We start from the raw sequence: 24,911 nt of genomic DNA, 5'->3' as shown, positions 1-24,911 counted from the left end.
CATGGTCAAGCTCGCGATGCCCGGCGGACCCCTTTGGGTCGACCGATGTCGTGCCGGTTCTCATGCGAGCCAACCGAGGACGTTAACACCGGCACCGGCGGTGTCCTTGCCCTCAGGCGTCACTCCCTTGACCGCAGACGCCCGGTTGCCGATTGGGCCGTGACCTGCGGGAACGGCGCTCCTGTCAGCGGCGGACCAGCGCGACCACAAGATGGCGCAGGCGGCGCTCGCTCGACCAGGTCGAGCGACGTCGACGGACGCTCACACTGGCCCGCGGGACGCTGTGTCGCCGGGCGATGAGGTTGTCAATCATCGTGGCGTAGCCGGCGGACACATCCTCCCAGCAGTACGCCTTCGCGCGCTCGCTAGCGAGCCGACTCCACGCCGGCGCGTCCTCACTGGCCTCGACCTGCTCGATCAGCCGCCCGAGAGCCGCCGGGTCGGCGAAGAACCGCCCCGCGACGCCGAGCACCTCACGGTTGAAGACGACGTCGTAGGCGAGACAGACGCTGCCCGCCCCCATCGCTCGCAGGAGGGAGGGGTTGGTCCCTCCGACGGAGTGACCGTGGAGGTAGGTGGCGCTGTGCTGGTACAGGTCGTCAAGGAGCGCTTGGTCCCACACGCCGCCGACGAAGCGGACCCGCTCGTCGGCCGCGGCGTGCACCGCCTTCGTGTAGTCCGCCGAGTAGGGAGCCGAACCCACCACCACCAAGGGGAGGGTCGCTCGGCTCGCGCAGTAGCCCTCGATGATCTCCAGGACGTGGTTCTCGCGCTCGAAGCGGGCCACGACGAGGTGATACTCGCCCGGCGTGAGGTCGAGTTCGGCGAGACGGGACCCGTCGGTGCGCTCGGCGCGCGGCGCTCCGTAGGCCAGTTGGATGGTCTCGCGGCCGAACTCGTCCGCGTAGTAGTCGGCGATCGCCTGGGCATCGCTGATCAGGGCATTGGACCAGCGCACGGCGAGAGACTCGGCGTATCGGTAATAGAGCTGACCGATCGGCCCCCACTTCCCACGGCGCCACTCGAGCCCATCGACATGCACGGCGACCGGGATCCGCATCAGCCACAGCAGCGGCAGCCAGATCGCGTTGGCCGCGTTAAAGACGATGACCGCCTGCACGCGGTGGGTCACGATGTGCAGGATCGACATCAGCGTGTGGGAAAGGGTCTCTAAAGCGCGCCGCCGCAGCGCCGGCCGATAGACCAGCTCCATCCCGAGGTGAGTGGCGGGCCGAGGCTCGTCCTTGGCGGCGCGGCAATACACGCGGACGCGCATCCCATCGCGGGCGAGACGCTGCCCGACCTCTTCGACGCAGGTCTCGAAACCGCCGTAGGCCGCCGGCACCCCTCGGGTCCCTACCAACGCGACGCTCTGTTGCTTCGTCATGGCACGCCCACCGCCGCCCGCTCGCGGTCCTGGGTACGCAGTTCGCGCCACCACTTCCGCAGCGCTGCGGCAAGGGCTAGTGCTGCGCAGATGCCGAAAGCGCTGTACCCGGCGAAGAAGAGGGTGGGCGAGGCGAGCAGCAGGAAGAGCCAGCACACCATCCCGTAGTCGACCGGGAGGAGCAGCCACGCGCGAAGGGGGTTCTCCGGCGGCAGAGTCGCCGGGTCGGCGGGAGCGGCGCGGCGCAATGTCGGCAGGAGAATCAGTCCGAAGTAGGTCGTTGTGGCGACGACGAGAAAGCCCATCGGGATCAACAACACCACACTGCCCTCGAGGGGAGGCCAGCGGTACCACGAGATCAGGACCGCGAGGTGGAGGCAGAGGGTCTTGACCAGGTCGACGGTGTGGTCGAGCCACTCTCCGGCCGCAGAGCCTTGGCCTCGGAGCCGGGCGAGTTGACCGTCAACCGAGTCCATCACGTAGCCAAAGGCGAGGAGCACCGGCACCAAGACGGCGCTCAAGACGTCCGGGGGACGCAGAGCGATCAGCGCAATCCCGCACGCCGACAGGGTGGCGCTCACCACGGTGGCCTGGTTGGGCGAGATGCCGAGGCGATGAGCGAGCGCCGCGACCTGTCGGCCGAGCGGCCGATTGACATACCGCGAGTAAGCGGCCGTGCCGCGGGCTGGCTTCTGCGCGCTGCGCAGCCGCTCGAGATTGTCCTGAATCGCCGCCCGGCCGGACCCCGTCCTGCCAGCCAGCGACCGCTCCTTCGCGGGTGCCTCAAATCGATTCACGTCGTGCTCATCCCCCCTTCTGGCGCCTTGGCGGGTCCCGACAGTACCCCCCCGCCGATGCCTCCACAAGTAAGGCAACGTATCGGATCTTCCGCACCCATTTGGGCCATTGGGACAATCGGTATCGAAGTGATCCCACGGCGTGCTTGAAGGCGAAGAGGCGTTGAAGTGCTGCCCTGATACCTCGGCCGGGTCATCGGCAGACGTCAATGGGCCCCGACCGGCGTTTCCGCTGGTCGGGGCCCATTGCCTCTGTCTCAACACAGAGCGCGCCCGAAGGGATTCGAACCCCTAACCTTCTGATCCGTAGTCAGATGCTCTATCCGTTGAGCTACGGGCGCTTCTTGTGCTGCCACGCGTGGTGGCAACGAGGACCAAAGGTACACGCCCTCGCCCCCTTCGGCGAAATCGTCCCCCACCCGGTGCCACGCCCCCGCACCCCGGGCTCGCAACGATTTGCGGCAACTTTGCAAGAGATCTGCAAATTCACGGCAGGTCACGCGAGCGATGACGGAAGGGGGACCCTCAGTTAGGCGCGCCACGGGAAAGGGAATACCGTGGAGGGGTCAGCAACCGGCGTCGGTTGGCTGAACTGTCTAGCCGTCCGGCGCTACCACTTATTGAGTTGCGCCCGTGCTTGGCCGTGGGCGCGAAAGGGAAACGCACGCTCATGAGCACCGAGACCACCATCACGGGTACGACCCACGAGGCCCTCCAGGCCTGGGTCGACGAGGTCGCCGCCCTCACCACTCCGGACCGCATCGTCTGGGCCGACGGCAGCGACGAGGAGTGGGACCGCCTGACCTCCGAGCTCGTCGAGGCCGGCACCTTCGTGAAGCTGAACGAGGAGAAGAAGCCCAACTCCTTCCTCTGCCTGTCCGACCCGAGCGATGTCGCCCGGGTTGAGGACCGCACCTACATCGCTTCCGAGAAGGAAGAGGACGCGGGCCCGACGAACAACTGGGTCGACCCGGTCGAGCTCAAGGCCGAGATGACCGAGCACTACCGCGGCTCCATGAAGGGTCGCACCATGTACGTGATCCCCTTCGTGATGGGTCACCTCAACGCTGACGTGCCGATGTTTGGTGTCGAGATCTCCGACTCCGCCTACGTGGTCACCAACATGCGGATCATGGCCCGGATCGGCTCCGAGGTCCTCGCCAAGATGGAGGAGCTGAACGCTCCCTTCGTCAAGGGCCTGCACTCCGTCGGCGCTCCCCTCGCCGATGGCGAAGAGGACGTCACCTGGCCGTGCAACGACACCAAGTACATCGCCCACTTCCCGGAGACCCGCGAGATCTGGTCCTACGGCTCCGGTTACGGCGGCAACGCCCTCCTCGGTAAGAAGTGCTACGCGCTGCGGATCGCCTCGGCGATGGCCCGGGACGAGGGCTGGATGGCCGAGCACATGCTGATCCTGAAGCTCACCTCCCCCGAGGGCAAGGTCCACTACATCGCTGGTGCGTTCCCGAGCCAGTGCGGCAAGACCAACCTCGCGATGATCGAGCCGACCATCGACGGCTGGAAGGCCGAAATGGTCGGGGACGACATCGCCTGGATGCGCTTCGGTGAGGACGGCCGCCTCTACGCCGTCAACCCCGAGTTCGGCCTCTTCGGCGTCGCCCCCGGTACCGGGATGTCGACCAACCCGCAGGCCGTGCGCACCATCGAAGAGGGCAACTCGATCTTCACCAATGTGGCGCTGACCGATGACGGTGACGTCTGGTGGGAGGGCCTGACCAAGGAAGCCCCCGACCACCTCATCGACTGGAAGGGTCGCGACTGGACCCCCGAGTCGGGCGAGGTCTCGAGCCACCCCAACAGCCGCTTCACCACCCCGGCGAAGCAGACCCCGATGATCGCCCCCGAGTACGACAACCCCAACGGTGTCCCGATCTCGGCGATCCTCTTCGGTGGCCGCCGCAAGACCACCATCCCCCTCGTGTACGAAGCCCGCGACTGGCAGCACGGCACCTTCGTCGGCGCGACGCTCTCCTCGGAGACCACCGCCGCCGCGACCGGTGCGGTCGGCGTTGTGCGCCGCGACCCGATGGCGATGCTCCCCTTCATCGGCTACCACGGTGGCGACTACATGAACCACTGGCTGGAGATCGGCAAGGAGGCCGACGAGTCCAAGCTCCCGAAGATCTACCAGGTCAACTGGTTCCGTCGGGACGAGGACGGCGGCTTCCTGTGGCCGGGCTTCGGCGACAACTCGCGCGTCCTGAAGTGGGTCGTCGACCGTCTGGAGGGTGACGTCGACGCGGTCGAGACCCCCGTGGGCCTCGTCCCGAACCCCGAGGACCTTGACCTCACCGGCCTCGACATGACCCCCGAGGACGCCGCGAAGGCGCTCGCGGTCAACGCCGAGGAGTGGGAGGCCGAGGTGCCGCTCATCGAGGAGTGGTTCGCGAAGTTCGGCGACAAGCTGCCGAGCCAGCTGAACACCGAGTTCGACAATCTGAAGGCCCGGATCGAGGACGCCGAGGCGTCTGCCTGATCCGCTCGAGATCGTCCGTGGTGAGCTGACCACTGCGGTCACGTAAGACGGCCCCTGCACCACCCTTCGTCGAAGGGGGTGCAGGGGCCGTCGCTCGTCATGGCAACCCGTAGAGTGACGCGCTATGTCCATCCCGGTCGAACTGCCGTCGTCGGATCGGCGTCGGCGCTGGCCGGATCCGTCGCACCCGGTGCTCCTCGTCGTCATCGGCGGCATCCTCTTCGGCACGGCCGGGACTGCTCAGGCCTACGCGCCGGTCGAGGCCGCGGCGCCGGCGATCGGCTCGGTACGGCTGCTCGGAGGCGCCCTGGCCCTCACTGCCTACCTCGCGATGCGCGGGTACCGGCTCTCCGGCCTCATCGAGATCTGGCGTTCGAAGGCGGGCGTCGTCGCGGCGCTCGGCGCGGGCCTGTTCCAACCGCTCTTCTTCTCCGGGATCGAACGCACCAGCGTCCCCCTCGGCACCCTCGTCACCGTCGGATCGGCGCCGGTCTTCACCGGACTGCTCGCCTGGGCGCTCTTTCGCGATCGGCCGACTCCCATCTGGGGAGCGGCCACGGCTCTCTGCATCCTCGGGCTGGGACTGTTGACTGGCTTTGGCACCGCGGGCGGCAGCGCGCTCGGTGTCCTCATGAATGCTGGCGCAGGGCTCGCGATCGCGTCCTTCACGGTCGCGGCCAAGACCCTCCTCGCGCGTGGTCGCGGCACGATCGAGATCCTCGCGGCCGCCTTCCTTCTCGGCTCGGTCGTCGTCGTCCCGCCGACCCTCTTCACCGACCTCAGCTGGCTCGCGACCCCGCGCGGCGCTGCGGTAGCCGTCTGGCTCGGAATCGCCACGATGGCGGCGGCCAATATCTTCTACGCCCGCGGCCTTGGCCGCCTGCCCGCGCCCACCACTGCCACCTTGGCCCTGACTGATCCCTTGACCGCGACCTTGCTGGGTGTCTTCGTCCTCGGGCAAGCGCTGACCGTCGCCGGCTGGGCGGGGGTCGCGGTGCTCCTCCTTGGCCTGCTGGTCCAGGGCGCCTTCGCCTCTAACCGCAAGGCCCAGGCGAGTGACATCGGGCGCACGGCTTCGGCTCCGGCCCAACAGCCCTAGGGAAGCGCGGTGTTCCCCGGGTATCGACGAGTCGTCGGTCCGTTCACCATCTCGGCGACGGTCTGGCGAGGCCGGTCAGTCGTGGCGATCGAGCGGCGGTAACGCGAAGGGGGTGAAGGCGCGCCTTCACCCCCTTCGGACGTGGTCGCTTACGCAGTCCAGTAGTCCGGGTAGCCGCTGTCCTCCTGCGGGTGCCGGTAGATCCGCGAACGGATCTCGCGCTCGCGGCGGATGAGGTCTTGCGAGGTGTCGCCGGTCACCCACATCTGCTGGATCATCACACCGGCCGCAGTCATATCCGCCTCGGTGAGCACGTCCCCTTCGGCGCGGGTATGCCGGATCAGGACCCCTTCGTCATTTTCGAGGTGGTGGACGTAGTCGTAGTCGAGGATGTCGGTCACCGGGCCGGTCTCCTTGCCGGTGATGAGGGCGATCAGCGTCCACTGGTTGACCTCGCCATCGAGCCACTTCTGCCACGGGGTCTTGCCCGGCAACTTCTCCCCGGAGCTAGCGAGCTTGAGGTTGTCCTCGTAGAGGCTGTCACCGAAGGAGTACCAATAGTTGTAGTGGTAGCTGTGGGCCGCGCGAGGGTTGATCTCGGTGAGCGCGATCGTCCCATCGGGCAGGATCCAGAACTCGAGGTTGAAGAACTGCCCGCGGTAGCCGAGGTCGGCGAGTTTGCCCATGTAGTCATCGACCCAGGCGGCGATGTCATCGGCCTTCTCCGGCCCGATCGTCAGCGGCGGGGTGATGTAACCGAGCGCCTGGTGGTCGGCGAAGTACACCTCTTCGGTGAGGGCATAGTGCACGACCTCCCCATCCGCGGTGATGTAGCCCTCGTAGCAGTACTCGATCGCGGTGCTCATGTCGACCATGTGCTCGCCGATGAAGGGCGGCACGACCTCCGGCATCAGCGCCGGGTCCATGCCCTCGGTGTAACTCGTCACCTGGTGGGCGATCATCTCCTGGAGCGCGACATCCTCCCGATAGGAGGCGAGAACCCCCTTCAACTGCTCCGGATCCTTGATCTTGAAGATGCCTCGACCGAGGGAGAGCGAGGTGTTCTTCAGCATGAACGGCCACTCGGCGATCGAATCGATGATCTCCTCGTCGCTCTGGCGGACCGGGTCAATCGCGGTGAACCAGAAGGGGTTCGACTCCAGGGTGCGCATGAGGTACTTGTTCATGCAGTAGAGGAAGGCGGGGCGCGAGGTCGTGACATTGCCGAGGCGCTCGTTGAGCAGGATGTGGTGGAAGGCGTCCTTCTGCGCGAAGCCGGCGACCGCCTCGATCCCGAGGTCGCGGCACTGCTGCGCCATCGCGTCCATCTCTTCGGTGGTCCAGCCCATCGGGTTCAACTCATGGACATCGAGCCGGGTGCGCATGTCGGCGATCGCCTGCGCCATATAGGGCTGCGGGCCAAGGAATCCGACGGCGGGTTTGGTGGCGGCTTCGGTCATGGTCGCGGCTCCTTCAGCGAGCGTGATGGTGTGTTCACCATCCTCCCGCTCGCGGCCGAGGCGCCGCATGTTGGGTCACCCTCACCCCCTTCTTACGACTTTGCTTAAGCAACTCCTCGATGCTCACCCTGGAGGGTGAGCACCGAGGCCGTGCTTAAGCAAAGTCGGTCGGGGAGGTCAGGTCTCGTCGGGCCTTAAGAGGTCGACGAGCCGGAAGGGGGTTCAGCATCGGACGACTCGTCGTCGCCGCCCGATCCAGGCGGACCCGACTCTGGCCGGTTGTCTCGCTCCCCACCCCACTCGCCCGACTGGCCATCCCCCTCGCGCGGCCCGCCATGACTCTCGCGTCGCTCGCCGCCATGGCGTTCAGGGCGCCCGGGACGGTCACCCCGTTCGCCCCATCCGCCGCGCTCCCCGCGCTCCACACGGGAGTCCGACCGGTCGTGACTGAGGGCCTTGGTGATGCCAGCCCCCGCGGCAGCGCCAACGGCCAGGAAACTCAGAGCGATCGCGGCGGCAATCGCGATGGCCCGGCCCGTCCAGCGGGTCACTCGCGGAGCGCGTGAGGCCGACGCCAGCGACGGGCCCGGGCTCCCGGGCTGTGGTGCCGCAGCGGAGGTCGACCACGGCCCGTTCGGGGGCGGCCCACCACCAGCATCGCTCCCTCGGGGAGCGCTCGGGGGAATCGGCGTGATGGGTGGGGCCGCGGACGCGGCAGGTGGCCCGCTACCGTCCGCTCGCTCGAAATTCTCAGTGGGGCTCTGCTCCAGCCGTGCGGTCTCATCGGGTGCCGGCTCGGACGGCGAGGGCGTCTCGTCTTTACTCATCCCCCGAGCCTCGGCAGCCACCCTGTGCTGACCCTGTGCCTCGCCCGTCGCCCGGCCATGAAGGGGGAGCGGCGCGGCACCCCCTTTCACAGGATTCCCACAGCGAACCCATGGCGAAGGGAGGGCCTCGCGGTGTCTACTCAGGTGTCATGAGCGCACCGCCTTCAACCCTCACCCGACCCGACGGCTCCCCCGTGCGAGTCCTCGTCGTCGACGACGAGGCCAACCTGACCGAGCTGCTGTCGATGGCGCTGCGCTACGAAGGGTGGGAGGTCCACACGGCGGGGACCGGCACCGCGGCCGTGCGCGCCGCCCGCGACCAGAGCCCCGACGCGGTCGTGCTGGACATGATGCTGCCGGACTTCGATGGGATGGAGGTTCTGCGGCGGATGCGCGCCGACAGCCCCAACCTGCCGGTCCTCTTCCTCACCGCCAAAGACGCCGTCGAAGATCGCGTGGCCGGGCTGACCGCTGGCGGCGACGATTACGTGACCAAACCCTTCTCGCTCGAAGAGGTTGTCGCCCGGGTGCGCGCGCTCATGCGCCGGACCGCTGTCGCGACAGGTGAACAGGCCTCGATGCTCGTCGTCGGCGACCTGACCCTCGATGAGGACAGCCACGAGGTGATCCGTGGAGGTGAGGAGATCGCGCTCACCGCGACCGAGTTCGAGTTGCTCCGGTATCTCATGCGCAACCCACGCCGGGTGCTCTCCAAGGCCCAGATCCTCGACCGCGTGTGGAACTACGACTTCGGCGGGCAGGCCAACGTCGTCGAGCTCTACATCTCCTACTTGCGCAAGAAGATCGACGTCGGCCGGGCCCCGATGATCCACACGATGCGTGGCGCGGGGTACGTCCTCAAACCCGCCGAATGATCCGCACCCGCCGGTCGCTCACGACCAAACTCCTGGCCTCGGTGATCGCGCTGTTCATCGCGGTGACCCTGATCACCGGAACCGCGACGGTCCTTGTCATGCAGCGCACCCTGACCTCCCAGGTCGACACCCAGTTGACCCAGCAGGTCGACCTCCTCCGCGGGCCGGACCGCGACGACGAGCACGACGACGACCACCCCGAAATCGATGCCATGACCCCTCGCCCGTGTGCCCAAGGCGGCCCAGGCCGCGGCGAAGGGACGGTTGTGGCATGTTTCAACGGCACCCGGGCGAGCGGGTACGTGGTCGCCCGCAACGAGCGAGTCCCGCTCGATGCGACGACGCTCGGCGCGGTCTCGTCGGCCGAGATCGGACCTCGCCCGAGCGAAGCACACCTGAAGGACCTCGGCGAGTACCGCATGATGGCGACGCGAACCTCCGACGGCACCGTGGTCGTGACCGGACTGCCGATGGAGCAGACCCACGATGCTGTCCGCACCCTCCTCGTCGTGGTCGTCGGCGCCGCACTCGTTGGGCTCCTGCTGGTGCTCGGAGTGGGTTCGTGGCTGATCCGGCGCAACCTCCTCCCCCTTCGCCGAGTGGCCGCCACGGCGGAGAAGGTCTCGACCCTCGAACTCGACTCCGGCGATGTCGCCCTAGTGGAGCGGGTCGCGCCAGCGGACGCCGACGGCAACACCGAGGTCGGCCAGGTTGGCCGCGCCCTGAACTCGATGCTAGATAACGTCGGTGGGGCTCTCACGGCACGTCACAAGTCGGAGATGCGGGTGCGCCAGTTCGTCGCCGACGCCTCCCATGAGCTCCGCACACCGCTGGCCTCCATCCGGGGATACGCCGAGCTTTCTCGGCGCGAACCTGCTCCCGTGCCCCCGTCGGTGACTCACGCCCTCGCCCGCGTCGAGTCTGAGGCGCTGCGGATGCAAGGGCTCGTCGAAGACCTGCTCCTGCTCGCTCGTCTCGATGCCGGGCGTCCCCTGGACCGCGAGCCGGTCGACCTGACGATGCTCGCCATGACCGCGGTGGGCGATGCTCATGCGGCCGCCCCTGGGCACCGGTGGTTGCTCGATCTGCCCGATGACCCCATCGAGGTCATCGGCGACCGGGCCCGACTCACCCAGGTCCTCGTCAACCTGCTCGCCAACGCCCGAACCCACACCCCGGAGGGCACGTCAGTGACGACGGCGCTGCATCGCGAAGGGGGTGACGTCGTCCTCTCGGTGACCGATGACGGACCCGGTGTGCCGGAGGCCCTGCAGGGCGAAGTCTTCCAGCGCTTCACGCGCGGTGATGAGTCCCGCCAACGGGCCTCGGGGTCGACCGGGCTCGGTCTGTCGATCGTCGAGTCGGTCGCGACCGCGCACGGTGGGCAGGTCACGCTCCGAAGCGAGCCCGGACACACCACCTTCGCCGTCCGCCTTCCGGCCTGAGCGTCAGCCTGGGGACGCCGCCGTAGCAGCAGCGAGGCGCGCTGCCGCGTCGGCAGACTCCTCGGCCGTGATCCCGGTCGGCTTGACGTGGTCGGGGTGAACGATCACGAAACTCAGCGCGGCCTGCTCGGCGACGCCCTCGCGCAGGCTGAGCGGTACCGAGGGATCACTCGCGACCGCGAGGGCTCGCTCGAACCAGACTCGCGAGCGATCGTCGAAGCGACCGCACCAGAGAAAGGGGGATTGCGCTACCTGCACGAACGCCGTCGCGAAATGGGACGCGACGCCCTCTCGGAGCCCTTCGCTCCTCGCCCGCTCGACGCCCTCCGCGAAGGCCTCGGCGGGTTCGACCCCGCAGACTCGGGCGGTGAGCAGTCCCCACCCGAGGCAGGCTTCCTTCGACCCGTCGCATTCTTTCCACAGGTCATCGAGGTCGCTGGCATCGCCGTACCAGCCGAGCAGCACCTGGCGGATCGGAATCGCCCACTTCGCCTTGAGCGCGGTCACCCGCTCGTACAGGGTTCGGGCTTGCGGGTGGCTGCTCTCGGCGAGCGCGATCCCGAGGGAGACCAGACCCGGTCGGTGGAGCGGGCTCCGGCTTGGCCCTTTGGCGAGCTGTCGCCAGTTCTTTGCCAGCGCATCGAGGTCGTCGTCGGTGAGTGCGCCGGCGTCCTGGACGACGTGCAAGCCGAAACTGAGCAGCCGCTCGTTGACCCCCTTCTGCCCGAAGTGAGCGCGCAGCCACGCGATCTGATCGGCGGATGGGGGGCACTCGAGGTAGGCGCGCATCGCCGTCTCCAGGGCGTAGTCACTCGTCGGGTCGAGATCCCACACCGTCGGGTTCATGCGCGCGGCGGTCCGGGCCGCTTCGGCAGCGCGGATCTGCGCTAGCCGCTCGTGCGCGACCGGCGAGGGCCAGGATTCGAGGACGTCCTCGTAGAGCGCGTCTACCCCGATCCCCTGAAGGATCCGGTCCGTGCGTGGCGACTCTTGCGCGAGGAGGCGACGGGCGAAGGTATTCAGGGCGTTCCCATCGGCACCATCGAAGAGGTTCGGGTCTTCAGCGAACGCGACCACCTCGTCGTCGAGCGGACCGCTCTTGGCCAGCATGAGCATCGCATCTCGGCGCACTGCCCGATCCACGCGTTGGTCGCCGACGACATCACGGCACCAGGAGGTCTCGGCATCGGTCAATTCTGCGGTGCGGTGGTACTCGATCATCTCGGCGAGGATCTCCCGCGCCGCGGGATCCCCCGGTTCGAGCTCAGCCAATCGGCTCTCTTTCACCAGGGCAAACGCGGTGTCGTCACTGTCACCGCCAACGATGCGAAACAGCGGGGGGACGGTCGCGAGCTTGGCGGCAACGACGCTGCGGTCACCGCCAAAGTAGATGTAGTTGGGTCGGGTCAGTGCGCCGCGACTGAAACCATGGGCCTGCCAGTGCCACACCGCGTAAGGGGTCCCAGCGGGTAGGCCGAGGTCGGCGATTTCTTCGGCCGCATCTTCGTGCCCCTCGTCTTGGGTGTATCGATCTCGAGTCGGCGGGCTCACCGCCACGAAACCGTCATCGGTCAGCGTCGCCCACCACTGCTTGATCACCGTCCAGTCACTCATGACAGCCCCCTACCCATGTCATTTACGTGCGCCTGGCCCGAGCCTAGATGCCGGCGACGCCGCGACGAGCTGCCCCCTCACGCACACCGCGGAAGGGAGATCAGGCCGTAAGTCGGGGGGAACTCCGCCGCGCTCGGGGCGTCGAGGGTCGTCCGGTTTTATCGGCTCTCGACTCTCACCGCATTGCGCCACTGGGTGCGCGTGGGGCCCTTCGAAGGAAGCCGAAGGGCCCCACGAGGCTAACTCGTGGGGCCCTTCGTGGTTGGCGGAGATGGAGGGATTTGAACCCTCGATGGGCGATAAACCCAAACCGCATTAGCAGTGCGGCGCCATAGACCGGACTAGGCGACATCTCCAGACAACCTGGACAGGGTAACCGGCCCGCCATGCTCGGAGCAAAAGCAGCCGTCAACTGCAGATATTGGTGTCGGCGCTGCGCGTCTCAAGCGGCGCCGCCTCGACCGCAGCGGGCGAAACAATCGCCGGCTCGGGGATCTTTTGGGTGCCGAGGCGGTTCGGGACCTCTCGCGCGTTGGGGGCGCCGTTGCCAAGCCAGACCTCGATCGAGCTAGCCGGAAGGGAGGCGTCCGGGACCAGGGTCGCGCCCTTGTACGCCGCGGCGACGGTCCGAGCCGAGCCGGACTTCTTCGGGTTGTAGCGCACGACGACCCCGGTGGTGTCACCACGGCCTGGCTCGTGCGACACGGAGGCCGTGAAGCCCTGGATCTCAAGCGCCTTGGCCTCTTGAGCCGCGAGGCCCTTCGCGGTCGTGTCGTTATGGACCGTCACCGAGATCTTGTCCGGAGTGACCGTGAGGGGCTTCTTCTCCGGCTTCGGCTTGACCTTCTCGCCCGGCAGCGGCTGGTCATTACGGATCGCTGCCCAGAGCTCATCAGCAGCGGGTGTCCACTCGACTCGATTGGGGTCGGGTGCGTACGTCTGCGTCGGGACCTTCACGAAGGTGACCTTGTCGGCACCGAGGTCCTTCACGCTGTCGGCGATATCGACCATCGTCGTGATCCCGAGATCCTTGTCGGCGGTCATCGACTTCGTCCCCGCATCGAGGAAGGAGTAGAGCTTGTCGGGACGCATCAGCAGCGAGGTCTTGGTGGCCTCCTGCACGACCGAGGACATGAAGGCCTGCTGCCGATCGATCCGTCCGATGTCCGACCCGTCCCCGACGGTCTTGCGGACGCGGACATACCCAAGTGCCTCCTCCCCCTTCAGTCGCTGCTTACCGGCGGGAAGGGAGAGGTGCGCATCCTTGTCGTCGATGGCCTGCGGGAGGCATACATCGACCCCGCCGAGGGCGTCGACCATCTCCTGGAAGCCGCGGAAGTCGAGGACCACGAAGTGGTCGACGTAGACGCCGGTCACGCCTTCGAGGGTGCGGATCGTGCAGCCTGGTCCGCCCTCGTGGAAGTTCTGGTTCCACTGCCGGATGGGACCGTCCTCGACCCGTGCGCTCGGGTCCTTGCAGTCTGCTGGCGCCTTGGTCATCGAGTCGCGAGGGATCGAGACGACGTAGGCGCGTGACCGATCGGCCGAGAGGTGGACGAGCAGGTTGGTGTCGGAGTGCGCGCCCCCTTCGATCGTGTCCTTCCCGTACTTCGTCGTCCCAATGCCCTTACGGGTATCCGAGCCCATGACGAGGATGTTGACCGGCTGCTGCGGCCCGGCGTCGCGGGCCGGGCGAACCCCGAGCTGCTGGGTCAGATCGACCCGGTTGATATTTGAGTTGAGTTTCAACGCGGCGAGCACGGTGCCGCTGACCGCCAGAGTGACGACGCAGACGGCCGCGATGATGGTGTTGCGGTGGCGGCGGCGCCTACGGTCTCGGCGTCGAGCAGCACGGGTCGGCGCGGGGGTCACCGCAACCTCCGGCTCGGCCAGCAAAGGGGGCGGTGTCTTGGGGTCCAGCTCGCGGTGTGCTCGTCGGCCCGTCTGGGATCGCGCGGGGGGCGATTGATGGCGGGAGGACGGCGCATGCCGACCGGTGTGTTTGCCCACCAAGGCTCCTTCGGACCACTCGCCCCTGATCGGCCCACGGTGAGGGCCCTTGCCGATCGCAAATAGTAGAGCCCCAACCTGGGCGTCCCCTCCATAGGCGTCACCCGCTCGACCTCGGCGATCTCGACGAAGGGAGGGGAGCCGCGGCAGAGGGGCCACGATGGCAACGAGCCCCCGCACCGAAAGTTCGGTGCGGGGGCTCGTTGATGGTCGCGGTGTCAGCGGCTCATCGAGCCGATGACGATCGCCTCGTCTCAGACGGGGCGGACGCGGTCAGCCTGCGGGCCCTTCGGGCCCTGGGTGACCTCGAACTCGACGCGCTGCGCCTCGTCGAGGCTGCGGTAGCCGGTGGTGTCGATGGCCGAGTAGTGGACGAAAACGTCCGGGCCGCCGCCGTCCTGGGCAATGAAGCCAAAGCCCTTCTCAGCGTTGAACCACTTAACGGTGCCCTGTGCCATGGGGTAAATCTCTTTCCTTTATGAAACGTAGAGGTCGCTGATGCGGCCTCCGGCCTAGCTGCAAAATTTCCCCTCGGACAGGGGACACGCCCCCGACATACCTTCAAAGGCGGGCCCTGCGGCCACGCCCCCTTCGCATCTTCGCGAGAAGTCGAACTGCAACTCGTCGGCGACGCTACCAGCATTTAGGGGTTGACGCGGCTTTGATCAGGTCCCGATTGTGGAACGCGCGCTCGCGATGGCGTCGATGGCGTCGGCGTATCCGCGCACGCCGCGTCCGACGATGACCGCGGCGGCCACATCGCTGATGTACGAGTGCCTCCGTAAGGGCTCCCGGGCGTGCACATCGGAGATGTGGACCTCGATCACCGGCGAGGCGACGGCGGCGAGCGCGTCGCGGATCGCGACCGAGGTGTGAGTCCATCCCCCGGCGTTGATCACCACGCCGATGGCGCTGCGGCGCACCTCGTGAATCGCATCGATCATGACGCCCTCGTGGTTGGTCTGCCGGAAGTCGATTTCCCATCCATGGGCAGCCGCCTGCGTGCGACAGAGGGCCTCGACATCGGCGAGGGTTTCGTGGCCGTAGACGCTCGGCTCGCGCTCGCCGAGGAGATTCAGATTCGGACCGTTGAGCACCACCACGACCTGGCGTGGGGGCCCGTCCGGCCCGTCGGCCTGAGCCTGCACCAGGTCCACATCGCTCATGGCCGCTCAGCCTAGCCCCGAGCCCCGAGCGCCGCGGGCCGGGCAGCACCTCCATCCGGGCAACCACTAGCCCTCGGGCTGAGGATGCTCGGGCTCGGCATCGGCGAGAGTCCGCTCGAAGAGGGCGCGGGTTCGCGCGGACAAAGCAGGCTCGCCGATCTGCACGTTGATCGGGGGGCGGTCACACTCCAGTCCGTAGCAGAACCCGTCCGGCACCGCCGGGGCCCGGGACACCGCCGCGAGGTCCTTATTGGCGATCAACGTCGTGAAGGCGTGGGCATCCTGCTCGGGCAAGTCACCGAGCGTCACCGTGCGGCGTCGGGTCAACCCGGCGAACCCGCCCGAGCGAGTCAGCGTGAGTTCCGAGTCGTGAGTCGGAAGGGGGCGCGAAGGGGGCTCGTCCTCCTGCGCGGGCCCCGGCCGGTCAGGTCGTTGACTGCTGCCGATCCCGACCTGCGCCCACGCGTCGGTCACGATGTCGGTCACCCACGCGCCGTACCGAGCCTGCGCGGCCTGAATCGTCAGGGCGGCGAAGCGCTCGAAATCACAGTCGGCGCGGATATCGCCGAGGATCGTGTCGACCCAGACCTGGCCGGCGACCTCCCACGCGCGCCCGCCGATTGCGGTGGCGGCCAGGTAGAAGGCGCGATTAGGGATGCCGGAATTGATGTGGACGCCGCCGTTGTCTGCGCTCGTCACGACGAAATCGTCCATGTGCGCCGGTTGCGGATCCTTGCCGAGGCGCGGATCGTCGTAAGCCGTGCCGGGCGCCGCCATCGAACGTAACGCGACCCCCTTCACCCCTTCGGCCAGCAGGTCGGCACCGATCAACCAGTCGGCCTCGTCGGCGCTCTGGTCAAGGTGATGCTGGGTCACGAGGACGCCGAAGACATCGGAGACGTGCTCGTTGAGGGCGCCGGACTGACCCTGATAGTTCAGCCCCGAGGTGTACTGCGTGATCCCGTGCGCGAGCTCGTGCCCGATCACGTCCAGGCTCGCGGTGAACCGGTTGAAGATGACTCCGTCTCCATCACCGAAGACCATCTGAGCGCCTTCCCAGAAGGCGTTGTCGTAGTCCTTGCCGTAATGCACCGTGGCGACGAGCGGCAGGCCCTTGCCGTCGAGGGAGTCGCGGCCGTAGGCATTGGCCCAGAGCTCCCAGGTCGCCCCGAGCCCGTCGTAGGCCTCGTTGACAGCGACATCCTGCGTCGCCGGCTCACCTTCCTTCCGGACTACCTCGCCCGGGAGATCTTGCTCCCCCTTCGCGTCGTGGATCGAGCGGTTCGGGCCGGGGGTCTCGCGGTCCTCGCTGGGCGGGATCGGCGTCTCATCCCCGCGCGCCTCCGGCCGCCCTCGACGGGCGCGAAGCAATCGCTCATCGATCGCGCGTGACTCTCTCGCCCGGGCGGCCAACTCGGGATCGCCCGACGTAGCGAGCGCGTCGAGCATGTGCGGCGGGATGATCGTGCAGCGGTCCATCTCCCTAGTGAAGCGGATCACACTGACAATCTCCCCCGAGCATCGCCCACGGGTGCTCAGCGCCGGAAGTGCCGGTCAGCGCACCGACATCGCGCTGACCGACACTTCCCACCGCTCCAAGCGTCGGGTAGGCCCTCGACCTTGCACGTACCGACACGTTGAGCCCGAAGGGAGTGCGCCCTCACCTAGACCGTGAACTCGACGCCCTGGGCGAGGGGGAGCTCGCCGCTGTAGTTGATGGTGTTGGTCGCGCGGCGCATGTACGCGCGCCAGGCGTCCGAACCTGACTCACGCCCGCCGCCGGTCTCCTTCTCGCCGCCGAAGGCTCCACCGATCTCGGCGCCCGACGTGCCGATGTTGACGTTGATGATCCCGCAGTCACTACCCGCCGCGGAGACGAAGCGCTCCGCCTCGGCCTGATCTTGGGTGAAGATCGACGACGACAACCCTTGCGGCACAGCGTTGTTGAGCGCGATCGCCTGCTCCAGCGTCTCGTAGGGCATCACATAGAGCAGGGGCGCGAAGGTCTCGGTCGCGACCACGTCGGTCTGCTCGGCCATACGCACGACGGCGGGGCGGACGTAGTAGGCGTCGCGTCCGGACTCTTCAAGCTCGCGCGACCCGCCGACGACGACCTCGCCCCCTTCCGCGACGGCCTTATCGATCGCGGCGCGGAAGCCCTCGTAGGACTTGCCCGACACAAGCGGCCCGACGAGCGTGCCGTCGGCGAGCGGATTGCCGATGGGGAGCTTCTCGTACGCCGCGGCGATCCGCGTGACGAGGTCATCGATCACCGAGGTGTGTGCGATGACCCGGCGCATCGTCGTGCAGCGCTGGCCGGCGGTGCCTGCAGCCGAGAAGACGATCCCGCGCGTGGTGAGGTCGAGATCGGCCGAAGGGGTCACGATCGCCGCGTTGTTGCCGCCGAGCTCGAGCAGCACCCGCCCGAAACGTTCGGCGACGACCGGCCCGACCGCTCGGCCCATCCGGGTCGAACCGGTGGCCGACAGGAGAGCGACCTTGTCGTTGCGCACCAGGGCTTCCCCGGCCTCGGCGCCGCCGATCACGACCTGGGAGATATCGGCCGAGTAGCCCCCTTCGGTCAAGGCCTGCTGGGCGAGTGCATTGCACGCCAGCGCGCAGAGCGGCGCCTGCTCCGATGGCTTCCACACGACCGTGTCGCCGCATACCAACGCGATCGCGGTGTTCCACGACCAGACGGCGACGGGGAAGTTAAACGCCGAGATGACGCCGACGACGCCGATCGGGTGCCAGGTCTCCATGAGGCGGTGCCCGGGGCGCTCGGACGGCATGGTCCGGCCGGTCAGTTGGCGCGAGAGGCCGACCGCGAAGTCGCAGATATCGATCATCTCCTGGACCTCGCCGAGCGCCTCGGAAGTGATCTTCCCGGCTTCGAGGCTGACCAGGGTCGCGAGGTCCTCCTTGTGCTCCACAAGGAGCTCGCCGAGGCGTTTGACGACCGCGCCGCGCGCCGGAGCAGGGACATCCCGCCAGGCGACGAAGGCCGCGGCGGCCGAGTTCACGGCGCCGTCGACGGCCGACGGCCCGCCCCACTCGATCGTCGAGAGCACCTGACCGTTGATCGGTGATCGCCCTTCGCGCCCCGAGCAGCCGATGACGGAATCGACCTTCACTCCGCAGGCGGCAGCGGCCTTGCGGGCGGCCTCGGTGATGTCCTCGGCGGTGGGCAATTCGGTGCGGTCCATGGTTCTCCTTATGGGTGATTCGGACGTGAATTAGACGATATTGCGCTCGTGTTGCAACGGGGAGCCGTCGAAACGGCGGACGTCGAAGGGGGTGATGTCGACGAAGGGGGTCTCTCGCCGGACGAGATCGGCGACGACCTCGCCCAGGGCCGGTCCGAGCAAGAAGCCGTGGCCCGAAAAACCGCCCGCGTAAAAGAAGCCCGACAGGTCGCTGGCCTCCCCCACGAGCCCGTTGTGATCGGGCGTCATCTCGTACAGGCCTGCCCACCCTCCGCTGATCCCGGCCTCGGCGATCGCGGGGGCTCGCCGCTCCATCGCGTCGATGAGCCCCGGCAGCCAGGCCTCATCACGCTCGAGTTTGAAGCCGACCGTCTCGTGCGGGTCCGACATTCCGACGAGGAGGCCGCGCCCTTCCCCGTGGAAGTAAAAACTCGTCGTGTAGTCGATGGTGAAGGGGGTATCCGGCACCAGGTCGGGCAGGGGTTCGGTGGTGAGGATCTGGCGTCGCAGGGGTTCGACGGGTAAATCGACACCGAAGAAGCGGGCGACATCTGCGAGCCACGGACCGGCCGCGCATACGACGGTGTCGGTCGCGATCTCACCCGCGACCGTGCTGACGGAGCGAATCTGCCCACCATCGATGGTCGCGCCGGTGACCGCACAGTGCGGGATCAGCGTCGCACCGTGCGCGCGAGCCGCCCGCGCGTACCCGAGGACCACCGACTCGGGCGTGCAGTGCCCGTCATCCGGCGTCCACGCGGCGGCGATCACTCCATCGAGCCTGACGAGTGGCGACAGGCGTTGCGCCTCAGCGGGGCTCAACATCTCCGCGCGCACCCCCAGAGAGGTCTGGAGGGCGACGTTGTCCTCGAAGTCGGCCACGTCCTCAGGCCGATCGAGCAAGAAGAGGTAACCCACCCGGTGCAGGTCGATTTCCTGGTCGAACTCCTTCTCGAAGCGAGCGAAGGTGGCCAGGCTGCGCTGTCCCAGTTGGATATTGAGCGCGTCGGAGAAGTTGGCGCGCACACCCCCGGCCGCCTTGCAGGTCGACCCCGAGCCGAACGTCCCACTGTCGACCAGCACGACGCCTTCCACTCCCGAGCGGGCCAAGTGATAGGCGGTGGCGAGGCCGATCACCCCGCCTCCGATGATGAGCACGCCTGCGCGGGAAGGGAGTTGGTGCTTCATCTAGGACCCACCTTCGGTCGTGAGTTCGGCGAGGGACGCCGCGATGTCGTCCTCGGAGAGCAGCACGGAGGTCGCTGCCGGACCCAGCGGGATGACGCTGTCCCGGCTCGTGACCCGAGCGATCCGCCCGGCGTACCCGCCATCGACGAGGGCGGTGACGACCCCTTCGGATACCCCTCCGGAGCGGCGGGTCTCGTCGGCCACCAAGACGGCGTCGTAGCGATGCGCCACGGCGAGCAGATCGTCGGTGGGAAGGGGGCTCACCCAGCGCAGGTCATAGACGTCGGCTGCCCCCTTCGCTGCCCGCCGCGACATCGCGACGCCGTTGCCGAAGGTCACGATCAGGGTCGTGCTCCCTTCGCCATGGAGGCGCCCTTCACCGAGGCGTGGGGTCGTCGCGCGCCAGCGCTCGGGGGGGTCGTAGGGGGCGCACCACGCGCCGTCGCCGGGATACAGGTCACGCGAGTGGTACAACGCGATCGGCTCGATCAGGACACAGACGGCCCCCTCGGCATGGGCCAACCCAGCGAGCGCCCGCACCAGACCGGGAGCTTCCGCGGCGCTGGACGGGATCGCCACGATGAGCCCAGGGATATCCCGCAGGACCGCGAGCGCATTGTCGTTGTGGAAGTGACCGCCGAACCCCTTCTGGTAGGCGAGCCCGGCGATCCGCACGAGCATCCCATTGCGGTACTGCCCGCGGGAGAAGAAGGCGAGAGTCGCCGCTTCACCGCGAAGTTGGTCCTCGGCGTTGTGGAGGTAGGCGAGGTATTGGATCTCGGGGATCGGGAGGTAACCGCTCAGCGCAGCGCCGAGCGCGGTGCCGAGGATCGATTGCTCGTCGAGCAGAGTGTCGAAGACGCGGCTCGCGCCGAAGGTCTGACGAAGCCCCCTCGTCACGCCGTAGACGCCTCCCTTGATCGCGACGTCCTCTCCGAAGACGATCGCCCCCTCGCGCGTCGCGAGCAGGTCCCGCAGGGCGGCGCCGATGGCCTGGGCAAGGGTGAGCGGACCGGCGTGCTCCGGGAGCCGGCCGCGGTGGGCGAGATCGCGGTCGGGGCCCGGGTGGGCGAGGGCAAGGACGGACTGGTCAGGTTCGGCGATCCGAAGGGGGCTCGCGACAGCCCGCGGATCCGCGAGTCGCCGGACCGGGAGCATCTCCTCGACCTCAGATGCGACCGCCGCGCGCGTCTCCTCATAGGCATCGAGCACCTCGCTCGGAGTGTGCACGCCGCGGCGCACTACCTCTGCGGCGGTGGCGAGCAGGGGGTCCCGGGCGAAGTCGCGCTCGATCTCCGCGCGGGTCCGGTAGGCGATCTCGGCGTCCGAACCCGCGTGCCCCATGTAGCGCACGGTTCGCAGGTGGATGATCGCCGGCCGGCGCGTGGCCCGAACCCGACCGACGACCGCGCGGCAGCAATCAATGAGGGCTACGGGGTCTGCTCCGTCCACGGCGTCGTAGCTAAAGCCCGGTCGGGATTGAAGGGTGGCCGCTGTCCACTGTCCGGGGGTGCGCGTACTGATCCCGATGCCGTTGTCTTCCACCACCACGACGAGCGGCAGGGGGACGCCCTGGTGAGCGGTATGACCGGCGGCGTTGAGCGCCCCCGCCGCGGTGGAGTGATTGACCGACGCATCTCCGATGCTGGTCACGACGACGGCGTCCGGCGGCCAGGGCGAGGCGGCTCCCGCCCTTCCCGCGCGGTCCAGCGAGAAGGCGAGGCCAACCGCCCTCGGCAGGTGCGAGGCGATCGTCGAGGTTTGCGGGATGATCGACAACTCGCGGTGCCCGAAGACCTTGTGGCGCCCACCCGAGATCGGGTCGTCGGCGCTGGAGGTCAGGCTGCGAAGGATGTCGCCGACCGGATTACCACCGACCTGGAAGGCCCGGGCGCAGTAAAACCCTCCCGACCGGTAGTGCAACAGTGCTGGATCGCTCGGCCAAGTCGCCATCGCGATCGCCGCATTGGCCTCATGCCCCGCCGAACCGATCGTGTAGAAGCCCTCGCCGCGGGCCTGGAGCAGTCGAGCCGCGAAGTCGAGATGCCGGCTCGACAGTTGGGCGCGCAGCAACTCGCGCAGGTCGTCATCGCTCGCTCGTTCGTCGACGGGTGCTGCGCGATGGAGCGCCGCGGTCTCCCAGCCAGTGACGGTCGCGACGAAGTGGGCATCGATCGGCTCGGTCATCGCTGGCCTGCCCGGGGCAGCCCGATGCCGTCAGCCGACACGTGACCTCCGCTTCGTTGCGTCGATGTCCGTACCCCTCGACACCATGCCTAACCGAGCGCCGCGAGTCCAGCGCCAGCCAGTCCCCCTTCACCTCTGACCCCGTCGTACGGCACAGTGAGGCCTGCGGCGGGGCCACCGATAGCCCGCCCCCGTCACTGCTGTCTCCACCGACCGGACGAAAGGACCATCGATGTCCGAGACCCAGCTCTCTAAGAACGCCGCTGAGAACCGCTACGAGGCCCACATCGATGGCACGCTCGCCGGTTTCGCCGTCTACCAGCTGACCGATGAACTAATCGTCTTCACCCACACCGAGGTGCAGCCGGAGTTCGAAGGGCGCGGTGTCGGCAGCGCACTCGCGCGGTTCGCCCTCGACGACGTGCGCGAGGAGGGCACCCGCAAGGTGCTGCCGATCTGCCCCTTCATCAAGGCGTGGATGGCCCGCCATCCCGACTATTTCTCGATGATGTACGGCGCCCCGGCCTCGACCGCTAAGGACTGACCCACCCGGGCTAAATGGCGGAGGGCGTGGGATTCGAACCCACGATGCCGTTACCGACATAGCGGTTTTCAAGACCGCCGCACTAGGCCACTATGCGAGCCCTCCTTCGCTCTCTCACCGAGAGCGCGGGGTCCACGGTATCCCGGAGCCGAGGGTCCCCGCTTCGCCGCGTCAATCCGTAGGGCGCGACGGGCGGGCTCCCGGCACTTCCGAGCACCCAGCCGGTAGGGTCGCTCCTGACGACGAAAGGACCTACACCCATGGGCAAGCTGTCCTTCCTATCCGGCATTGCTGTCGGATATGTGCTCGGTGCGCGCGCCGGGCGGGAACGCTACGAGCAGATCCGCGCCGGTGCCATGCAGTTGTGGCGCTCCGACCCCGTACAGGGCCAGATCGACAACGCGAAGCACGCCGCGAAGACCAAGGCCGCACCGGCCGCGCTCGGCGTGGTGAGCAATGCCGCCGCGGTCGCTGGCGACAAGTTGCGCGAGGGCGCCGACCGGATCAAGAGTGACCCGGCTCGCGATGTCGCGAGCGAAACCGTCCCAGACATCGAGCCGGACACGCACACGGATGACCCGATCGACGATTGGCGCGACGATGGCGGCGCGATCTACGGCGAATCGCAGGTCCCTCGGGGCTAACCCCCTTCGCTGATTCGAGGTATTTCGGCGCCTCATAGGACGTCGGTATACCTCGAACCAGGCCGGGAGGGGTCGGGATATGACGAAGGGGGCGGCCAGCGGCCGCCCCCTTCGTCCTGCGCGTTTTAGATATAGATCGCCGGATCGATGAAGGGGAGGTCCTTCGGGTCGATCTCGCGGCCGAGCGTCTCCTCGCCCTTGGCGATCTGCGGGAACCGATAGACCGCCGGCACACCCGTCGCAACCGCGCCGGTCGGGACGTCCTTGATGACGACCGAGTTCGCGCCGACCTTGGCGTTCGCGCCGACATGCACGGGACCGAGGATCTTCGCGCCCGCCCCGACGAGGACGTTGTCGCCAAGCGTCGGGTGGCGCTTGGTGCGCTTATGCGAGGTCCCACCGAGGGTGACGCCGTGGTAAAGCATCACGTCATCGCCGATTTCGGCGGTCTCGCCGATCACGACCCCCATCCCGTGATCGATAAAGAACCGTCGCCCGATGTGCGCTCCCGGGTGGATCTCCACGCCGGTGACCGCCCGCGAGATGTACGCGAGTAACCGCGCCGGCCACTTGAAGCCGCGCTTGAGCCACCACCGGTGGGCGATGCGGTGCAGCCAGATCGCGTGCAGCCCCGCCGAGGTCAGCAGCACGATGAGCCGTGAGGTCGCAGCCGGATCCTTGCGCATCGCGGCGTCGACGTCCTCGCGCACGGTCATCCAGGGCGTGGGGTGCTCCGGCATGGGCGACGGGGGTGCAAGCAGATTGATCACGGGGCCACGGCTTTCATCGGGCGAAGGGTTCCGGCTCCGAGCGCCCCCCTGCGGGCACCCGGAGCCGGAAGTTCGGGGCGGGTCAGTCCAACAGGTCGGAGAAGAGGATCGTCGACAGGTAGCGCTCACCGAAGCTCGGGATCACCACGACGATCGTCTTGCCGGCGTTTTCGGGACGGCCCGCGACCTCGGCGGCGGCAGCGAGCGCGGCACCCGAGGAGATCCCGACGAGCAGGCCCTCTTCCTTGGCGGCGCGGCGCGCCCACTCGACGGCCGTGTCGGCGTCGATGTCGATGACCTCGTCGTAGACCTCGCGGTCGAGGATGTCGGGGACGAAGTTGGCGCCAAGGCCCTGGATCTTGTGCGGGCCGGGCTGGCCACCGTTGAGGATCGGCGATTCGGCCGGCTCGACGGCGATGACCTGGACCTCGGGCTTGCGCTCCTTAAGGACCTGGCCGACACCGGTGATGGTGCCGCCGGTGCCGATGCCCGCGATGAAGATGTCGACCTTGCCGTCGGTGTCCGCCCAGATCTCTTCGGCGGTGGTCTCGCGGTGGATCTTCGGGTTCGCGGCGTTAGCGAACTGGCGCGCGAGGACGGCGCCGCGCTCCTCGGCGATCTCGTTCGCCTTCTCGACAGCCCCCTTCATCCCCTTCGCACCCTCGGTGAGGATGAGCTCGGCGCCGTAGGCACGCAGCAGCGCGCGACGCTCCTTGCTCATCGTCTCGGGCATGGTGAGCACCACGTTGTAGCCGCGGGCCGCGCCGACCATCGCGAGCGCGATGCCGGTGTTGCCCGAGGTCGCCTCGACGATCGTGCCGCCGGGCTTCAGTTCGCCGGACTCCTCGGCGGCGTCGATGATCGAGACGCCGATGCGGTCCTTGACGGAGTTAGCGGGGTTGTAGAACTCGAGCTTCGCCGCGACCGTGGTGCCGGACTCGGCGGTGTCGATGACCCGGTTGATCTTGACCAACGGGGTGCGGCCGATCAGGGCGGTGACGTCGTCGTAGATGGGCACTGTAAAAACTCCTGCAGGGACGAAGGGAGGCCGTTCGCTGGTGTGCGAGGCGGCGGGCTTGTTCGATCCAACCGTATCAACCGTTATAGATATTCCAACGCTGGGTTATGGATTGATGAACCCTGCTCTCCCCCTTCGAAGGGAGGGAAGGTAGGCCTAACGTGATCTAAGCCT

General features: G+C 67.7%; 19 protein-coding genes and 3 tRNA genes. 6 read left to right on the top strand and 16 right to left on the bottom strand.

The window, feature by feature from the left end; genetic code table 11:
* Positions 1-184 precede the first annotated feature (184 nt).
* The 3 genes from AB8K43_RS01960 to AB8K43_RS01950 form a co-directional block, all read right to left on the bottom strand.
* Positions 185-1,387, bottom strand: coding sequence for a DUF1972 domain-containing protein (locus AB8K43_RS01960; RefSeq protein ID WP_370890801.1), 1,203 nt, complete (start codon positions 1,385-1,387; stop codon positions 185-187).
* On the bottom strand, positions 1,384-2,184 hold the full coding sequence (locus AB8K43_RS01955; RefSeq protein ID WP_370890799.1) for a CDP-alcohol phosphatidyltransferase family protein: 801 nt from the start codon (positions 2,182-2,184) through the stop codon (positions 1,384-1,386). Before AB8K43_RS01955 ends, AB8K43_RS01960 begins: the two co-directional genes overlap by 4 nt.
* A gap of 268 nt (positions 2,185-2,452) precedes the next feature.
* Positions 2,453-2,525 (bottom strand) — tRNA-Arg (locus AB8K43_RS01950).
* A gap of 329 nt (positions 2,526-2,854) precedes the next feature.
* Here AB8K43_RS01950 and AB8K43_RS01945 point away from each other — a divergent pair.
* Positions 2,855-4,684 (top strand): phosphoenolpyruvate carboxykinase (GTP), encoded by a 1,830-nt coding sequence (locus AB8K43_RS01945; RefSeq protein WP_370890797.1) that lies wholly within the window; start codon positions 2,855-2,857, stop codon positions 4,682-4,684.
* A gap of 124 nt (positions 4,685-4,808) precedes the next feature.
* A complete protein-coding gene (locus AB8K43_RS01940) occupies positions 4,809-5,783 on the top strand; it encodes a DMT family transporter (protein WP_370890795.1) in 975 nt (324 codons plus the stop codon).
* A gap of 149 nt (positions 5,784-5,932) precedes the next feature.
* Here the strand turns inward: AB8K43_RS01940 and AB8K43_RS01935 are convergent, their stop codons facing one another.
* On the bottom strand, positions 5,933-7,243 hold the full coding sequence (locus tag AB8K43_RS01935; protein WP_370890793.1) for an acetyl-CoA carboxylase biotin carboxylase subunit family protein: 1,311 nt from the start codon (positions 7,241-7,243) through the stop codon (positions 5,933-5,935).
* 976 nt (positions 7,244-8,219) lie between these two features.
* Here AB8K43_RS01935 and AB8K43_RS01930 point away from each other — a divergent pair.
* On the top strand, positions 8,220-8,945 hold the full coding sequence (locus AB8K43_RS01930) for a response regulator transcription factor (protein WP_370890791.1): 726 nt from the start codon (positions 8,220-8,222) through the stop codon (positions 8,943-8,945).
* A complete protein-coding gene (locus AB8K43_RS01925; protein ID WP_370890789.1) occupies positions 8,942-10,390 on the top strand; it encodes an ATP-binding protein in 1,449 nt (482 codons plus the stop codon). The genes AB8K43_RS01930 and AB8K43_RS01925 overlap by 4 nt, the downstream gene beginning before the upstream one ends.
* A gap of 3 nt (positions 10,391-10,393) precedes the next feature.
* Here AB8K43_RS01925 and AB8K43_RS01920 read toward each other — a convergent pair whose 3' ends face one another.
* The 9 genes from AB8K43_RS01920 to AB8K43_RS01880 form a co-directional block, all read right to left on the bottom strand.
* Positions 10,394-12,004 carry a hypothetical protein gene (locus AB8K43_RS01920; RefSeq protein WP_370890788.1) on the bottom strand — a complete coding sequence of 537 codons (1,611 nt, stop codon included), beginning with the start codon at positions 12,002-12,004 and terminating at the stop codon, positions 10,394-10,396.
* 263 nt (positions 12,005-12,267) lie between these two features.
* Positions 12,268-12,360: transfer RNA gene (locus tag AB8K43_RS01915), tRNA-Ser, on the bottom strand.
* Positions 12,361-12,412: 52 nt separating this feature from the next.
* A complete protein-coding gene (locus AB8K43_RS01910) occupies positions 12,413-13,876 on the bottom strand; it encodes an LCP family protein (protein WP_370890786.1) in 1,464 nt (487 codons plus the stop codon).
* Between the two features lie 392 nt (positions 13,877-14,268).
* Positions 14,269-14,472, bottom strand: coding sequence for a cold-shock protein (locus AB8K43_RS01905; protein ID WP_048548047.1), 204 nt, complete (start codon positions 14,470-14,472; stop codon positions 14,269-14,271).
* A 207-nt stretch (positions 14,473-14,679) separates the two neighbouring features.
* The gene (gene aroQ / locus AB8K43_RS01900; RefSeq protein ID WP_370890783.1) at positions 14,680-15,180 is read right to left on the bottom strand and encodes a type II 3-dehydroquinate dehydratase; all 501 of its coding nucleotides are present in this window, start codon (positions 15,178-15,180) and stop codon (positions 14,680-14,682) included.
* A gap of 66 nt (positions 15,181-15,246) precedes the next feature.
* The gene (locus AB8K43_RS01895; RefSeq protein WP_370890781.1) at positions 15,247-16,659 is read right to left on the bottom strand and encodes a protealysin inhibitor emfourin; all 1,413 of its coding nucleotides are present in this window, start codon (positions 16,657-16,659) and stop codon (positions 15,247-15,249) included.
* A 185-nt stretch (positions 16,660-16,844) separates the two neighbouring features.
* A complete protein-coding gene (locus AB8K43_RS01890; protein ID WP_370890779.1) occupies positions 16,845-18,386 on the bottom strand; it encodes an aldehyde dehydrogenase family protein in 1,542 nt (513 codons plus the stop codon).
* Positions 18,387-18,416: 30 nt separating this feature from the next.
* Complete coding sequence (locus AB8K43_RS01885) at positions 18,417-19,574, bottom strand: NAD(P)/FAD-dependent oxidoreductase (protein ID WP_370890777.1); 1,158 nt, start codon at positions 19,572-19,574, stop codon at positions 18,417-18,419.
* Positions 19,575-21,761 (bottom strand): thiamine pyrophosphate-dependent enzyme, encoded by a 2,187-nt coding sequence (locus tag AB8K43_RS01880; RefSeq protein ID WP_370890775.1) that lies wholly within the window; start codon positions 21,759-21,761, stop codon positions 19,575-19,577. It lies immediately after the preceding gene.
* A 232-nt stretch (positions 21,762-21,993) separates the two neighbouring features.
* Between AB8K43_RS01880 and AB8K43_RS01875 the strand changes: the two genes are divergently transcribed.
* Positions 21,994-22,305: a GNAT family N-acetyltransferase gene (locus AB8K43_RS01875; RefSeq protein WP_370890773.1), complete on the top strand. Its 312-nt coding sequence runs from the start codon at positions 21,994-21,996 to the stop codon at positions 22,303-22,305.
* Between the two features lie 15 nt (positions 22,306-22,320).
* Here AB8K43_RS01875 and AB8K43_RS01870 read toward each other — a convergent pair.
* Positions 22,321-22,410, bottom strand: a tRNA-Ser gene (locus tag AB8K43_RS01870).
* A 155-nt stretch (positions 22,411-22,565) separates the two neighbouring features.
* Here AB8K43_RS01870 and AB8K43_RS01865 point away from each other — a divergent pair.
* Positions 22,566-22,949, top strand: coding sequence for a protoporphyrinogen oxidase (locus AB8K43_RS01865; protein ID WP_370890771.1), 384 nt, complete (start codon positions 22,566-22,568; stop codon positions 22,947-22,949).
* A 125-nt stretch (positions 22,950-23,074) separates the two neighbouring features.
* Here the strand turns inward: AB8K43_RS01865 and cysE are convergent, their stop codons facing one another.
* Both cysE and cysK read right to left on the bottom strand, forming a co-directional pair.
* A complete protein-coding gene (cysE, locus tag AB8K43_RS01860) occupies positions 23,075-23,689 on the bottom strand; it encodes a serine O-acetyltransferase (protein WP_370891191.1) in 615 nt (204 codons plus the stop codon).
* 112 nt (positions 23,690-23,801) lie between these two features.
* Positions 23,802-24,737: a cysteine synthase A gene (gene cysK / locus AB8K43_RS01855; RefSeq protein WP_370890769.1), complete on the bottom strand. Its 936-nt coding sequence runs from the start codon at positions 24,735-24,737 to the stop codon at positions 23,802-23,804.
* Positions 24,738-24,911 lie beyond the last annotated feature (174 nt).

Source organism: Janibacter sp. GXQ6167, from assembly GCF_041365945.1.
Lineage (GTDB): Bacteria > Actinomycetota > Actinomycetes > Actinomycetales > Dermatophilaceae > JBGFSK01.
The sequence above is the reverse complement of the archived record's forward strand: the minus strand, read 5'-3'. Positions and strand labels throughout refer to the sequence as shown.